At 49.1% G+C, this 15077-nt stretch carries 13 protein-coding genes; 10 read left to right on the top strand and 3 right to left on the bottom strand.

Going from position 1 to position 15077, the window contains the following annotated elements; genetic code table 11:
• The 6 genes from thiD to nikC all read left to right on the top strand — a co-directional run.
• Positions 1–697: bifunctional hydroxymethylpyrimidine kinase/phosphomethylpyrimidine kinase (gene thiD / locus H1R82_RS05730; RefSeq protein WP_181821621.1), on the top strand; the 697-nt coding region annotated here is incomplete at its 5' end.
• Between the two features lie 271 nt (positions 698–968).
• Positions 969–1961, top strand: coding sequence for an ABC transporter ATP-binding protein (locus tag H1R82_RS05735; RefSeq protein ID WP_181732251.1), 993 nt, complete (start codon positions 969–971; stop codon positions 1959–1961).
• Positions 1948–2916, top strand: a complete 969-nt coding sequence (locus tag H1R82_RS05740; RefSeq protein ID WP_181732252.1) for an ABC transporter ATP-binding protein — start codon at positions 1948–1950, stop codon at positions 2914–2916. Before H1R82_RS05735 ends, H1R82_RS05740 begins: the two co-directional genes overlap by 14 nt.
• A 93-nt stretch (positions 2917–3009) precedes the next feature.
• Positions 3010–4617, top strand: a complete 1608-nt coding sequence (locus H1R82_RS05745) for an ABC transporter substrate-binding protein (protein WP_181732253.1) — start codon at positions 3010–3012, stop codon at positions 4615–4617.
• A gap of 80 nt (positions 4618–4697) precedes the next feature.
• Positions 4698–5708: an ABC transporter permease gene (locus H1R82_RS05750; protein ID WP_181732326.1), complete on the top strand. Its 1011-nt coding sequence runs from the start codon at positions 4698–4700 to the stop codon at positions 5706–5708.
• Between the two features lie 77 nt (positions 5709–5785).
• The gene (gene nikC, locus H1R82_RS05755) at positions 5786–6628 is read left to right on the top strand and encodes a nickel transporter permease (RefSeq protein WP_181732327.1); all 843 of its coding nucleotides are present in this window, start codon (positions 5786–5788) and stop codon (positions 6626–6628) included.
• Between the two features lie 43 nt (positions 6629–6671).
• Here nikC and H1R82_RS05760 read toward each other — a convergent pair whose 3' ends face one another.
• Complete coding sequence (locus tag H1R82_RS05760; protein WP_181732254.1) at positions 6672–8429, bottom strand: menaquinone biosynthesis decarboxylase; 1758 nt, start codon at positions 8427–8429, stop codon at positions 6672–6674.
• Between the two features lie 113 nt (positions 8430–8542).
• Between H1R82_RS05760 and H1R82_RS05765 the strand changes: the two genes are divergently transcribed.
• Together H1R82_RS05765 and bcaP are read left to right on the top strand one after the other, a co-directional pair.
• A complete protein-coding gene (locus H1R82_RS05765) occupies positions 8543–8788 on the top strand; it encodes a glutaredoxin family protein (RefSeq protein WP_309544797.1) in 246 nt (81 codons plus the stop codon).
• 196 nt (positions 8789–8984) lie between these two features.
• Positions 8985–10394, top strand: a complete 1410-nt coding sequence (bcaP, locus tag H1R82_RS05770) for a branched-chain amino acid transporter BcaP (RefSeq protein ID WP_483409951.1) — start codon at positions 8985–8987, stop codon at positions 10392–10394.
• Positions 10395–10459: 65 nt separating this feature from the next.
• Here bcaP and H1R82_RS05775 read toward each other — a convergent pair whose 3' ends face one another.
• The gene (locus H1R82_RS05775) at positions 10460–11512 is read right to left on the bottom strand and encodes a M23 family metallopeptidase (protein WP_181732256.1); all 1053 of its coding nucleotides are present in this window, start codon (positions 11510–11512) and stop codon (positions 10460–10462) included.
• A 99-nt stretch (positions 11513–11611) separates the two neighbouring features.
• Positions 11612–12586, bottom strand: a complete 975-nt coding sequence (locus tag H1R82_RS05780) for an ABC transporter substrate-binding protein (protein WP_181732257.1) — start codon at positions 12584–12586, stop codon at positions 11612–11614.
• A gap of 206 nt (positions 12587–12792) precedes the next feature.
• On the opposite strand from H1R82_RS05780, the gene H1R82_RS05785 reads away from it, so the two are divergent.
• Together H1R82_RS05785 and H1R82_RS05790 are read left to right on the top strand one after the other, a co-directional pair.
• Complete coding sequence (locus H1R82_RS05785) at positions 12793–13806, top strand: FecCD family ABC transporter permease (protein ID WP_181732258.1); 1014 nt, start codon at positions 12793–12795, stop codon at positions 13804–13806.
• The gene (locus H1R82_RS05790; protein ID WP_181732259.1) at positions 13803–14843 is read left to right on the top strand and encodes a FecCD family ABC transporter permease; all 1041 of its coding nucleotides are present in this window, start codon (positions 13803–13805) and stop codon (positions 14841–14843) included. The genes H1R82_RS05785 and H1R82_RS05790 overlap by 4 nt, the downstream gene beginning before the upstream one ends.
• Positions 14844–15077: the final 234 nt, after the last annotated feature.

Consider the following 15077-nt stretch of genomic DNA (forward strand, 5'->3'; position numbering starts at 1 on the left):
GATGGACCCGGATCATCAATGGAATCACAAGGTGTTCCCCATTCCTTTCGATACATTTCAGGATCAATTAAAAACGATTTTGCAAGGGATCGGCATCCATGCGTTAAAAACGGGCATGCTGGGATCAGTGGAGATCATTGAATATGTGGCCCAAACCATCCGGTCCCAAGATGTCCCGGTGGTGATTGATCCGGTGATGGTATGCAAAGGGACGGATGAGGTGCTCAATCCCGAAACAGCCGATGCATTGAGGGAAATCCTGATTCCGCTGGCGACCGTGGCAACCCCCAACTTATTTGAAGCCGGCCAGCTGAGTAAAATGCATCCGATCCGCACGGTGGAGGAAATGAAAGAAGCGGCGGCGCGCATTCACGACCTGGGGGCAAAAGTGGTCATTATCAAAGGCGGAAGCAAGTTGGAGCACGAAAAAGCAGTCGATGTCGTCTATGATGGCCATACCTTCGAAGTGATGGAAGAAGAACGGGTGAAAACCCCTTATGTTCACGGGGCCGGTTGCACATTTTCCGCAGCCATTACCGCCGAATTGGCCAAAGGAAAAACGGTTCCGGAAGCCATTCGCTTGGCCAAAGCCTTCATCACCGAAGCCATTCGCGGCGGATTTCCGTTAAATGAATATGTGGGTCCCGTGCTTCATATGGGTTACCGGCTGAAAAACGGGAACGAGGATTTGAAATAACAGGGCAGATGGACCAATCTGCCTTGTTTTCTTTTATTTTTAATGGAAAAAACAAGGGTTTATTTTCCATTTCGGGAAGGGAGTATCCAAAAGTAGAAAGGAAAGGATTTATTTTTTAAAAGGGATTTTTGATTATACAGAGAATATAAGGAATTGATAATATTTTTATTCAAAATAAAAAATAATTAATCGGAAAAATGGGAATCAAAAGAAGAAATCCGCTTATGATCGGATTTAAGAGGTTTTTAACAAATCGTTTGAGGTGATCCATTTGACTCAGCCCGTGTTGGATATCCGGCAATTGAAGCTGCATTTTTTTTCGGAAAAAGGAGTGGTCAAAGCCGTTGACGGGATTGACCTGACCATCCGCCGGGGAGAAATCGTCGGTCTGGTGGGAGAATCAGGATGCGGAAAAAGCGTGACCTCGCTGAGCATTATGGGGCTGGTTCCGCAACCGCCCGGAAAAATCGTCAATGGTTCCATTTGGTTTGAAGGACAAGACCTGACCAAACTTTCACAGAAAAAAATGCAGAAAATTCGCGGTAGAGAGATTGCAATGATTTTTCAGGAACCGATGACCTCCCTGAATCCGTTGTTTACGATTGGAAATCAATTGGTGGAAGCGGTACGGGCGCATGAAAAATGTTCCAAAAAAGAAGCGGAAGCCCGTGCTGTTGAGATGTTGGAAAAAGTGGGGATCTCCCGGAAGGGGATTTTGCGTGATTATCCCCATCAGTTGTCCGGCGGAATGCGCCAACGGGTCATGATTGCCATGTCCATGATCTTAAACCCGAAGTTATTGATCGCTGATGAACCCACGACCGCACTGGATGTCACCATTCAGGCACAAATTCTTGATCTGATGAAACAATTGAATGAAGAATATCAAACGGCGATTTTAATGATCACTCATGATTTGGGGGTTGTCGCGGAGATGTGTGACCGCATTGTGGTCATGTATGCCGGGCAAGTGGTGGAGGAAACCGACCGCCACCGTCTGTTCAGCGATCCGAAGCATCCTTACACCCGGGGATTGTTAAAGTCGATTCCCAAGTTGAATGAGAGGAAAAAACGGTTGTATGCCATTCCCGGCCAAGTGCCGACTCCCCGGAACATGCCCGCAGGATGTCGGTTTGCTCCGAGGTGTGAGTTTGTCATGGATCGTTGCCGCAAAGAAACACCTGAACTGACCGAAGCAGACAAGAACCATTACAGCCGCTGTTTTTTGCATCAGAGGGAGGAAACGGCACATGGCACTGATTAACGTGAAAAATTTAAAGAAAAGTTTCCCGGTTTACGGGGGATTGTGGAGCAAAAAAGTCGGGGAAGTCAAGGCGGTGGATGACGTCAGTTTCACCATTGAAGAAGGAGAAGTGTTGGGGATTGTCGGGGAATCGGGCTGTGGGAAATCGACAACCGGGAGAACCATCATCCGCTTGTATGAACCCAGCGGCGGCGAAGTGGAATTCAACGGGAAAAATTTGTTTGCCCTGGGCAAAGAGGAGATGAGAAAAACCCGCAGAGACTTGCAAATGGTTTTTCAGGATCCTTTTGCATCCCTCAACCCCCGGCAAAAAGTACGGGAAATCCTGGAAGAACCTTTGATTGTCCATTCCATGGGGACGCCCAAGGAAAGAAAAGAACAAGTGCAGGAATTGCTCCGGGTGGTGGGGCTCAATGCATTTCACGGTGAACGGTATCCCCATCAATTCAGCGGGGGGCAGCGGCAGCGGATCGGAATTGCCCGCGCACTGTCGACCAAACCCAAACTGATTGTTGCTGATGAGCCGGTATCGGCATTGGATGTGTCGATTCAGTCGCAGGTTTTGAATCTGATGATGGATTTAAAGGAACAGTTCTCATTGACCTATCTCTTTATTTCGCATGATTTAAGTGTTGTCAAACATATCAGCGACCGTGTCGGCGTGATGTATCTGGGGCGCATGGTGGAAATATCCCCGCGCGACGAGCTTTATGAAAAGCCGCTGCATCCTTACACCCAGGCCTTGTTGTCGGCCATTCCCGTTCCGGATCCGACGGCCAAGCGGGAACGCATCATTCTTGAGGGGGATGTGCCGAGCCCCGAAAATCCGCCGCAAGGCTGCGCGTTTCATCCGCGTTGTCCATATGTGACGGACCGTTGCAAGGAGGAACGTCCGGAATTGAAAGATGCCGGCGGCGGACACATGGTTGCCTGCCACTTGGTCCATGAGGGGTGAAAAAAGATCCTTTTTTGACTTGATGGGGGAGGTGGTTGGTCGGGAAAACGTGATGATGCAATCAAACAAGAAACTTATAAAGGAGGATGAAAGATGAAAAATCGTTTTTGGATTGTCAGTGTGATGGCTATTTTCCTTCTTTCCACCATCCTGGCCGGATGTGTCGAAAAAGATTCGGCGAAAAGCGGAAAGACATTGATTTACGGGCGGGGAGCCGACTCCAAGTTGTTGGATCCCATCCAGGTGACGGATGGAGAATCGTTTAAGCCGACAGACCAGATTTTTGACAATTTGGTCGAATATGACCAAAAAACAACCGAAGTGGTGCCAGGACTTGCTGAAAGTTGGGAAACCAGCGAAGACGGGCTCACATGGACGTTCCATTTGCGAAAAGGCGTAAAGTTTCATGATGGCACCCCGTTTAACGCCGAAGCGGTGGTTTATAACTTCCAACGTTGGATGGATCCGGAACATCCCGAGCATAAAGGCGGGGAATTCCCTTACTACGGATATATGTTTGGCGGGTTTAAAGGGGATGAAGGTCACGTGATTGACAGTGTGAGTGCCCTGGATGAATATACGGTGGAATTTAAACTGAAAAAGCCTTTGGGGCCTTTCCTCAGCAATCTGGCCATGTCTCCGTTCGGAATTGCATCCCCGACGGCCGTGAAAAAAGATCCGGTGCAGTTTGCGCAACATCCGGTCGGAACCGGTCCCTTTAAGTTTGAAAGCTGGAAGAAAAATGACACGGTCGTGCTCGTGAAAAATGAGAACTATTGGAAAAAAGGGCAACCGAAACTGGACCGGGTGATTTTTAAATCGATTCCGGATAATGCGGCCCGCTTTTCTGCATTGAAATCAGGGGATATTGACATGATGGACGGACTCAATCCCAATGATGTCCAACTGGTCAAACAGGATCCAAACTTTGAACTGTACGCACAAGAAGGCATGAATGTGGGTTATTTGGCTTTAAATACCGAGAAGGAACCGCTGAACAATGTCAAAGTGCGGCAGGCGATCAACCATGCGGTGAATAAAGAAGCCATTATCAAAAACTTTTATGCAGGCCAGGCCGTGCCGGCGGTCAACCCCATGCCTTCCATGATGTGGGGATACAATGACCAAGTGAAAGATTATGAATATGACCTGGATAAAGCGAAGCAATTGCTGGAAGAAGCCGGATATCCGGATGGCTTTGAAGTGGAATTTTACGCGATGACCGAACCCCGTCCGTATATGCCGAACGGAAAGAAAATTGCGGAATTTATTCAGGCGGATTTGGCCAAAATCGGCATCCGGGCCAAAATTGTGACTTATGACTGGCAAACGTATTTGGACAAAACCGGAAAAGGGGAACATCAAATGGCGTTGATGGGTTGGAACGGCGACAACGGAGACCCGGATAACTTCTTGTACGTCTTGTTGGATAAAGACAACACGCGGACGCCGGACGCCGGAAACATTGCTTTTTATAAAAGCGATGACGTGCATGACCTTTTGATTCAGGCACAAAGCTTAACCGATCAGGAAGAACGTGCCAAACTTTATGAACAAGCACAGGAAATCATCAAAGCGGATGCGCCTTGGGTTCCCATAGCGCATGCGACTGTCAGCTTTGCCGGGCGGAAAGAAATCACCGGCTTTGTTCCTCACCCGACCACACAGTTGAAATTGGAAGTTGTTGATCTGAAGAACTGAAAACAGGTGTAAAGGCGGCATTGCGGGGAGTCCGCAGTGCCTCCTTATTCATTGCAAGAGTCAGGTGGTGAATGGTTGTTATGTTGGCTTACACGATACGCCGGATTTTGATGTTGATTCCTGTGTTGATCGGCATGTCGCTCATTACCTTTTCCATCGTGCATGCCATCCCGGGGGATCCGGCCAAAACGATCGCGGGTGACAAAGCGACACCGGAACAATTGCAGGAAATCCGGGAAAGTCTGGGATTGGATCAACCGTTTTACATTCAATATTTCAACTATGTCAAAGGACTGTTGCATGGGGATTTGGGGACATCCTTGATCACCAACACCCCCATTTCCGAAGAAATCGTTCCTTTTTTGGCCGCCACGGCGGAACTCACCTTGGCCGCCATGTTGATTGCCGTCTTTTTCGGGGTAAATCTCGGGATTTTATCGGCTTGGAAGCAAAATTCATGGCTGGACTATGGATCGATGCTGATTGCGTTGGTCGGGGTTTCCATTCCCGTGTTCTGGCTGGGGTTGATGGAACAGTGGCTTTTTGCCCAGGTTTTGGATTGGTTGCCGTCCAACGGGAGAGTGGATCCCCGTCTCGGTTTTGAGCCGCTCACCCATTTTTATATCTTGGATTCCTTGTTATACGGGGATTTTGAGTGGCTGGGCGATGTGTTGAAGCATTTGATTCTGCCGGCGGTTGCACTGGGGACCATCCCGATGGCGATCATTGCGCGGATGACGCGCTCCAGCATGTTGGAAGTCATGAGATCCGATTATATTCGTACGGCCCGGGCCAAAGGATTATCCGAGTTTTGGGTGATTTACAAGCATACGTTAAAAAATGCATTCATCCCGATCCTGACCGTGATGGGGCTGCAGATGGGCTTGTTGCTCGGGGGAGCGGTTTTGACAGAGACCATTTTCAGCTGGCCGGGAGTGGGCCGATATATTTATGACGCCATCACACAAAGAAATTATCCGGTGATTCAGTCCGGAATATTGGTGCTTGCAACGATTTTTGTCGTGATCAATCTGATCGTCGACCTGTTGTATGCATGGATTGATCCCCGCATCCAATATGGGAAGGAGTGATGAAGGTGCAGCAAATTTCATCCGGGATTCAGCCGCCCGCGCCGGATGCGGCCGCTCATTCGGGGCTGGAAGAAAACATGGAAACCCATTCCCTTCGTGATTTTTTTCAAGCTTTTGTCCGGCACCGTTCGGCATTGATCGGCACTTCTTTGGTGATGATCTTTATCTTGCTGGCGATTTTTGCCCCGGTCCTGACTCCTTATGATTATCAATCTTCCAGTCCGGATACATTACAGCCCCCGTCGTCGTCCCATTGGTTTGGAACGGATGATTTGGGACGGGATATTTTTACCCGGGTGGTGTATGGTGCGCGGATTTCCTTGTGGATCGGTTTTGTGGCGATCACCGGGTCCATCGTGATCGGGAGTTTTTTGGGATTGATTGCCGGTTATTACGGCAAATGGGTTGATTCGGTTATTTCCCGCTTGTTTGATATTTTGCTCGCTTTTCCGAGTATTTTGCTGGCCATTGCAATTGTGGCCATGCTGGGGCCGAGTTTGAACAATGCTTTGATTGCGATTGCCATCATCAATATCCCCAACTTTGGCCGGTTGATGCGTTCCAGGGTGTTAAGCGTCAAGGCGGAAGATTATGTCCTGGCGGCCAAAGCGCTCGGGATGAAGAACAGCCGCATTTTATGGAAACATATCCTGCCCAACTGCTGGACACCGATCATGGTGCAAGGGACGCTGGGCTTTGCCACGGCGGTGATTGAAGCCGCGGCACTCGGGTTTTTGGGATTGGGAGCCCAGCCTCCCCAGCCGGAATGGGGAACCATGTTGTCCGATTCGCGTGAATTTATCCAGCTCGCACCTTGGACCATGATTTTTCCGGGAGTGGCCATGATGTTGACGGTTCTCGGGTTTAATCTGTTGGGAGACGGCCTCAGGGATCTTTTCGATCCGCGGATGAAACAGTAAGAAAACGGTGTGCCCGGTTTCGGGACACACCGTTTTTGCATTCTCAGGAACCAAAATATTCTTTCCAGCGTTCGTCCACTTTTTTTGTGATGGAGGGGGCGGGCACCAGTTCATCGGGGTATCCCGGCTTCATCCGTGCATCCACGATGAAGGGGAATTGGTAATGTGGATGGTGGTGCTGAAACCTGGTTTGTGCATGGATGTCCGTTGCCGGGTTGAACCGGGTGAAAATGGTCCACAAAAATGCGGTTTGCCCGCCGGCCGCCCGGATGTCATCAACCAAAAAGACAAAGGGCCATCCGGACAAGTCCTCTTTATGGTTGCGGAGGATCTGTTCTGCCAGTTCCGGATTTTGTTCATAAGGCTCCGCTTCCAGGACAAGGGCGCCTTTGCAATATACCCGGGCGTCGCGGATGCCTTTCATCTCCGGCCCGTCAAAGGATGCCGGCAACGTGCGTTTCGGTTTCCCGGTGCCGATCAGCACGGCTTTGCTTCCGTGATTGAGCCGTTTGCCGGTATAATCAAGGGTGTCCATCGAAGTGTGGTTAAAGATGAACAAATCGGTGGCCGGATCCATCCGTTCAAGAACAGTTTCAAATAATGTCGGGAAATCTTCGAGCGATAACGACTGATCGGTTAAGATCAGGAACTTGGTGAGTGTCAGCTGCCCTTCGCCCAAGATCCGGAAAGCATTGGCCAGCACCTCGCGCTGGTAGCTTTCCCGTACGACGGCAGCCGCCAGCGAATGGAAGCCGGTTTCAGAATACGTCCATAAATCACGCACACCGGGCATGACCATGGGGAAGGCCGGGGACAACAAACGCTGCAAAAACTCACCCATGTAATAATCTTCCTGGCGGGGTTTGCCCACAACCGTGGCGGGATAAATCGCATCTTTGCGATGATAAACTTCTTTCACATGGAAGACGGGGAATTCATGCGCCAGGGAATAGTAGCCGTAATGATCCCCAAACGGCCCTTCCAACCGGCGCTCATGCGGGGGGACCATCCCTGCCAGTACAAATTCCGCTTCCGCAATGAAAGGATAGCCGTTTTTACCGGTGACGACCGGCAGTTTTTCGCCCATGATCAAAGAAGTCAGGATCAATTCAGGCAAAAATTCCGGAACCGGTGCAATGGCCGAGGCAATCAGTGCCGGAGGCCCGCCCAGGTGAACATGGACCGGCAACGGCTCGTTAAGTTTTTCGGCTTCATAATGGTGAAATCCCCCGCCTTTATGGATTTGCCAATGCATGCCGGTGGTTTGTTTGTCAAAAATTTGCATGCGGTACATGCCGAGATTGTGTTGTTTGCTTCGGGGATGCTGCGTATACACGAGCGGAAGCGTGATGAAAGGCCCGCCGTCTTCCTGCCATGAAGTGATCACCGGAAGCCGGGTGAGATCGGTTTTGTTTTGTTTGGTTTCCAAAACCGGCGCTTTGTTTGCCGGCACGGTTTTAAGGCCGACTTTCAACAGCTCCTTGAAGACGTTCCGTTCGTTCCAAATCGCTTTTGGGGTCGGGGGCATCAACTTGTCCATGAGCGACACAATTTGTTTCATCAATTGCTCGGGACGCGGGCCAAATGCCATTTCCACCCGCCGGGGGGTGCCGAATAAATTGGAGACCACCGGGAAGGAACTTCCTTTTACCTGTGTAAATAATAAAGCAGGTCCGCCTTCTTCGATTACGCGGCGGTGTATTTCTGCCAACTCGAGGAAGGGATCCACTTCGGCATGGATTTCCACGAGCTCGTTTTCAGCTTTTAATTTTTGGATGAACTGACGTAAATTTCTATACAAATTGCATCTCTCCCAGTTTGATGGACTATTTAGGCTCTAGCCACATTATAACGGAAAACGGACGGTTTGCTTGCGCGGGATCATGAGGAGCAAAGGAGTGTCAGACATTGAAAGTGATCGTATATTCGAGGCCCCATTGTTTGGAATGCAATGTGCTGAAGCGGTTTTTGAATGACTATAAAATCCCGTATGAAGAAAGAGATTGCTCAAAAAATCCGGCCTACTTGGAAGAAGTGAAAAAAATGGGATTTTTGGGCGTTCCGGTGACAGTCGTGCATGGCCGGGCCATTGAGGGATTACAACCGGATGCGATTTTAGCCGCTTTGGAAAAACAAGACAAAAATGTCAATGTGGATTAAACCGGACGAAGGATCAACCCCCTTTGGAAACCAACGGTTTCAAAGGGGTTTTTTCTTTGATAAATTCTTTTGATTAAGCAAGAATTTATTATTTAATTTTACAAAAATTTAATATATAATATATACACAGTTTTATTTTCAAAATAATTTAATAAGAGAGATTTTTCGAAATCAAAAAGGGTTAGGGGGTTTCTGAGTGGAGATTTTCCGTAAGAAGAGTATTCAAGAAATGATTCAAACAACTCAACAAGGCACCACGCTCCGTAAAGAATTAAACGCGGTGGATCTGGCGATGCTGGGCGTTGGGGCGATTATCGGGACGGGGATTTTTGTATTGACGGGACTGGGATCCCTGGTCACCGGACCGGCACTGCCTCTCTCTTTTATTATTGCGGGATTTACGTGTTTGCTTGCCGCATTTACTTATGCTGAATTTGCCTCATTGGTCCCCGTGTCCGGATCCACCTACACCTACAGTTATGCCACATTGGGAGAATTTTTTGCCTGGGTGATCGGTTGGGATCTGATTCTGGAGTATTTGCTTGCCGTCAGTTCCGTCTCGGTGGGTTGGTCCGGCTATTTCCAGTCATTGCTGGCCGGGTTTGGAATCCAAATTCCTCATGTGTTAACCCAGTCACCCCTGATTGACGGCACAAGCATCATGAATTTGCCGGCCTTTTTGATCATTCTCTTCATTACTTGGTTGCTTTCCATCGGCGTGAAAGAATCGAAACGAGTCAACAATATCATGGTTCTGATCAAAGTGGCAGTGATTTTGCTCTTTATTCTGGTGGGTGCCTTTTATGTGAAGCCGGAGAACTGGACCCCCTTCATGCCGTTTGGAATCAAAGGCGTCTTTCAAGGAGCCGCACTGATCTTCTTCGCTTATCTTGGATTTGATGCAGTGAGTACGGCGGCAGAGGAAACCAAAAATCCGGCAAAAGATTTGCCGAAAGGGATTTTGTGGTCGCTTGGGGTCGTCACCCTGCTTTATATGGTTGTGTCTGCATTGATGACCGGAATTGTTCCGTTTCAACAATTTGAAAAGCATGCCGATGCTCCGGTTGCTTACGCCATCAGCATAACCGGACAGGATTGGCTGGTCGGGATTGTCAGCTTGGGGGCTGCCATCGGCATGATCACGGTCATGCTGGTCATGTTGTACGGCCAAATCCGGATCATTTTTGCGATGTCCCGGGACGGATTAATGCCGAAGTTTTTGTCCAAAGTGCATAAAAAATACCGCACGCCGTATGTTTCCACCTGGACGTTGGGGTTGATTGCCGCATTCCTCGGCGCGTTTGTTCCGTTGGATCAGCTTGCTGAACTGGTCAACTTGGGAACATTGGCGGCTTTTGTTCTCATCTCGGTCGCCGTGATTGTCCTGCGTTACAAACAGCCGGATTTGCCCCGGAAATTTAAAACCCCGTTGGTTCTGTATGTCCCGGTTTTGGCCATTATCTTCTGTTGTGTGTTGGCATTCAATCTCGAGGTGATGACGTGGGTCCGTTTTCTGATCTGGTTTGCTGTGGGGCTCCTCTTTTACCTCGTGTACGGATATGAACATTCGAATCTTCGCAAAAAATCGAATTCCAATTCGGAATGAATAAGGGAATGGATTTCAAGCAAGCATGGTGTGGGAAATCACACCATGCTTTTTCCATTTATTCCTCAATCGATCCATCTCCAAGTGTTTTTGAACGAAGCAGATTTTTTCTTTTTTTGCTTTTTTTGTTTGTAAGCTTCCCGTTCCCATTTTTTCAGTTGGGGATAGGGGTCAAATGAAAAAGTGTTTTCCCCGTTGAAACGGTAAATGCCATAATGCAAATGGGGAGGGAACTTGCCGGAGGTTCCCGGGGGTCCGTATCCGGAAGAGCCCACCGTGCCGATCAACTCTCCGGGTCGGACGATATCCCCTTTTTTCAGCCCTTTGCGGAAATGGTTCAGATGGGCGAAATAGTGATAGTTGTTATGGATGTCGCGAATTCCGATCCGCCAACCGCCATAGCGGTTCCAACCGATTAATTCCACATAGCCGTAGCAGGTGCTTAAAACCGGGGTCCCGTAACCGGCAAAAATATCCGTCCCTTCATGAATGCGCAACCCGCCCCAACCACGGCGGTCGCCCCAGGTATCATGGTATGTGTAATTATACCGGATCGGAATCGGAAAATTTTTTTCTTCCAGATCCAATCGGTTGAATTTTTGATAAATTTTCGCAATATGGGTGATCACATCCACTGCCACGGGATGTTGGTAATAGTCCCATAATCTGGCCCGGATCTGGTCTTCTTCCACTCCGTTTCCGGACAGGAAAAGAGCGACGGAATACAGGACGTCGATATCATTCTCCCGATTGGCCAGATGGTCGCCGTTCCCGTCTCTGCCGATGCCTTGAAAAAATGATATCGACTCCGGGATGTTGTCATCCGGATCCGGATTCAGCTTTCCGGCCCAACGTTCTTCCGGGATTTGAATGGATAATAATTTCCGGTCGGGGTTTTTTTCTTTGTCGTCTTTGGCTTGGTTCCGGTTTTTCCGGATATTTTTTTCATACTGGTTCATCGCCGCCAGATAATACCAAGGAACCCCGGATATGGATTCCATGGCTTCAAACAGATGAAGAAGTTCCTCTTGGCCGGCTTGATCCCGGCCGGTGGCGACGGCGGACGGGGAAGGAAAGAGAAATGCAAGAAAGAGAGCGAGTGTGATCAACTGTTTCATCATGAGAATCACCATGTGTCTGAAGTGAATGATAAGGATAGTTTGCACCGACCGGAAAAATTTATGTACGGATAAAAAAACAGCCCGGTGGCAGGCTGTTTACTCCGATGTGGCAGATTCTCTTTGTTTGATCATATTGATGTGCTGATTTAACTGATCCAGCATCAAGAAAGCGGCTTTGGCTCCTCCCGCAGTGTTCCAGATCACATCGTCCACTTTAAAAACCATGTTGTTTTTTACGGCTTTCAAATTTTTCCAAAGCGGATCGGACGTAAATTCTTTTTCCTGGGCATCGCCTTGGGTATCTCCGAAGTTATAAGTAAAGTAGAAAAGAATATCCCCGTCCGCCTGAGGGATTTGTTCTTTGGTGATCACGGTGGCGAAATCGTTTTTGTTTTGGATTTCCGGACGTTTAAAGCCGATATCTTTTAAAATGACTCCCGAAAAACTGTTCAATTGGTAAAGACGGGTGTTTCCCGCTATAAAACGGACGACGGATACTTCTTTGTTGATCAGATCCCCGGCATTTTTCCGTACGGCTTCCACCTTTTTGCGATACTCATTCAAAACTTCTTGTGCTTTCTTTTCCTGTCCCACGGTTTTCGCATACAACAAGAAGTTTTGTTTCCAATCCCCTCTCAGATCTTCAGAGAAGACGGTGGGGGCGATGGCACTCAATTGATTATATACTTTTTCCTGACGCATTTTATTGCCGATGATCAAGTCTGGTTTTAAACTGGCGATGGTTTCCAGATTGGGCTGAAGTTCCGTTCCCACGGATTTCACACCGGACAATTCCGATTCCAGATGGTCATACCACAGATCCCCGTCCGGGGTAAACCCTTGAACCGCACCCACGGGTTTGATTCCGAGTGACAAAAGGGCTTCCAAGCCTTCATTGGTCAGCACCACGATGCGTTTGGGATGCTCAGGAACGGGAGTGGTTCCCATGGCATGCTTAACCGACCGGGTGGGTGAGTTGTTTTCTGTGGTGGTGGAGAAGTTGGCGCATCCGGTGACGATGAGTGTCAGAAGCAAGCAAACGAGGATCCCGTTTTTGATCCAGCGAGGCATGTCCTTGACTCCTTCCTAATTGAAAATGATTATCATTTACCATGTATTTTTAATATAGGGGAGTGTGACATTCTTGTCAAACCTTTTTTGATAATGATTTTCAAAATCGTTGACACCTTTTAATGGATCACATAGACTAAAATTGATTTTTAAAAGAATATGTGCGTGTTTAACGGGGGAATGGGTTGGATAGAAAGGGGACGGGCATGGAGGAAATTTTTGCAACCAAGGGATGGAAATGGACGGGACTTTTTCTGGGAATATTTTTGGCTGGTTTCCTCATTGTGGTAAGTATCAGTGTCGGGGTGACGCCGGTTCCTTTTGAAACGGTGATTGAATCCTTCACCAATTTTCAGAACACGAATGAACATTTAATCATCCGGACAACCCGGGTGCCAAGGACGATCATTGCCGTTGCAGTGGGAGCCAGTTTGGCCGTTGCCGGCGCGGTGATGCAGGTTTTGACCCGGAACCCGCTGGCCTCGCCCTCGACTTTGGGCGTGAACCAAGGAGCTGGTTTGTTTATTGTTTTGGCGGTGTCGTTGTTTTCTGTCACCGCGATGTCATCCCTGATGGCGATGGGTTTTGTCGGGGCCGCGTTTGCCATTTTCATCGTGTATGTTTTGGGATCGGCCGGCCGGGACGGGATGACGCCGGTGAAGTTGACTTTGGCCGGCGCTGCGGTGATGGCGCTTTTTTCGTCGCTTACACAAGGATTTCTGACCATGAATGAAAGAAGTTTGGAAGAATTGTTGTTTTGGCTGGTCGGATCGGTGGAAGGAAGAAGTTTGGATTTGGCCATTCCGGTTTTTCCGTTTCTTTTGGCCGGCGCGGTGATGGCGCTTTGTCTGGCACGGACTTTCAATGTGCTCATGATGGGGGAGGACGTGGCCAGAGGACTGGGAATGAATGTCGGAATCATTAAGCTTTTGGGTGTGGTCATGGTTGCATTTTTAGCGGGCGGATCGGTGGCCATTGCCGGTCCGGTTGTTTTTGTCGGGCTGATTGTGCCGCATTTGGTTCGTGTGCTGGTCGGGAACGACCATCGTTGGCTCTTCCCTTATTGTTTGGTGTACGGTGCCATTTTGCTTTTACTTGCGGACATATCGGGACGGCTGATCATGCAGCAACAGCCCATTCCGGTCGGCGTGATGACGGCACTGATCGGAACGCCGTTCTTTATCAGTTTGGCCAGACGAAAAGGGAGGGAGCGGGGATGAAGCATTATTTTTCCGTGCGTTGCGGCTGGTTTTCCGTCATGATGGACAAAAAAGCGGTGTGGATCATCAGCTCGTTTGCCGTGCTGACGGGATTGGTTTTCACTTTCGGGTTGATGATCGGGGAAACCCCGGTTTCTTTGCCGGAAGTGATTCAGGCTTTTTTCGGCCGGGGAGAAAATGCTTTTGTCATCCTGACGCTGAGATTTCCAAGGATCTTGATCGCCATGATGTCCGGGGCGGCACTGGCCTTGTCCGGAGCGATCTTGCAGGCGGTGATCCGAAATCCTTTGGCTTCTCCGGATATTATCGGGGTCACCGGCGGCGCTTCCGTGGGTGCGGTTGGCGTGATCACTTTTTTCAGCGATTGGTCCAGCAACTTGTCCATTCATTTGTTTTGGGTTCCGTTTGCCGCTTTCATCGGAGCTTCCGTGGTTGGAGCGCTCATTTATTTGCTTTCATGGAACCGGGGGGTTTCCCCGCTTCGTTTGGTCCTGATGGGAATCGGCTTTTATACGGCAACCCAGGCATTGACCAATCTCATTATTTTATTCGGTCCCGTTTTCCATGCCAGCCAGTCCAAGATGTGGATCACCGGAACGGTTTACGGGAGCAATTGGGACCAAGTGGCGGTCTTATGGCCCTGGCTTTTGCTTTTGATTTCGGTCGCCTTGCTGTTTGCCCGCCATCTGAACAGCGGTCAGTTGGGAGAAGAAGTGGTCAAAGGGCTGGGGGGAAACAGTGACCGGATCCGTATCGGGTTCTTGTTGTTGAGTACCGGTCTGGCCGGATCGGGAGTGGCTTTTGCCGGGGGAATCAGTTTTGTCGGCTTGATTGCGCCGCATTTGGCCCGTCGGCTGGTGGGGGCTTCGTATGGGGCGATGTTGCCTCTGTCCGGATTGTTGGGGGCCGTTTTTGTGATGGTGGCCGATATCATCGGCCGGACTGTCCTGGCGCCGGCAGAGACCCCGGCAGGCGTGTTTACCGCTGTGATTGGTGCCCCTTATTTCATTTATCTTTTGATCCGGCAGCGCCGGTGAAAGGCCGGCTTTGTACACGGCTGGTCTTTTGATTATGCAAAAATGATTTTTTGCGTTATAGTATAAAGGAACATCGATTTTGCCATTTTAAGTGAAAATGATAAAAACACTTGTGGAAAAAACATTTTTTTGCAATGGTGAAAACGGAAACGATCCGGCTGTTCCCTCTTGTACTTTGTGAAATTTTTTGCAAGGTTGGGAAAGGCGGTTTGGTGTCGATTTTGATTGTGGAGG

It is taken from the genome of Thermoactinomyces intermedius (genome assembly GCF_013912365.1).
Taxonomy (GTDB): domain Bacteria; phylum Bacillota; class Bacilli; order Thermoactinomycetales; family Thermoactinomycetaceae; genus Thermoactinomyces; species Thermoactinomyces intermedius.

Coding starts and splice junctions, on each gene's coding strand:
- H1R82_RS05780 (WP_181732257.1), bottom strand. CDS start 12,586: ATGCCTCGCTGGATCAAAAACGGGATCCTCGTTTGCTTGCTTCTGACA.
- H1R82_RS05785 (WP_181732258.1), top strand. CDS start 12,793: ATGGAGGAAATTTTTGCAACCAAGGGATGGAAATGGACGGGACTTTTT.
- H1R82_RS05745 (WP_181732253.1), top strand. CDS start 3,010: ATGAAAAATCGTTTTTGGATTGTCAGTGTGATGGCTATTTTCCTTCTT.
- H1R82_RS05775 (WP_181732256.1), bottom strand. CDS start 11,512: ATGAAACAGTTGATCACACTCGCTCTCTTTCTTGCATTTCTCTTTCCT.
- H1R82_RS05790 (WP_181732259.1), top strand. CDS start 13,803: ATGAAGCATTATTTTTCCGTGCGTTGCGGCTGGTTTTCCGTCATGATG.
- H1R82_RS05750 (WP_181732326.1), top strand. CDS start 4,698: ATGTTGGCTTACACGATACGCCGGATTTTGATGTTGATTCCTGTGTTG.
- nikC (WP_181732327.1), top strand. CDS start 5,786: ATGGAAACCCATTCCCTTCGTGATTTTTTTCAAGCTTTTGTCCGGCAC.
- H1R82_RS05740 (WP_181732252.1), top strand. CDS start 1,948: ATGGCACTGATTAACGTGAAAAATTTAAAGAAAAGTTTCCCGGTTTAC.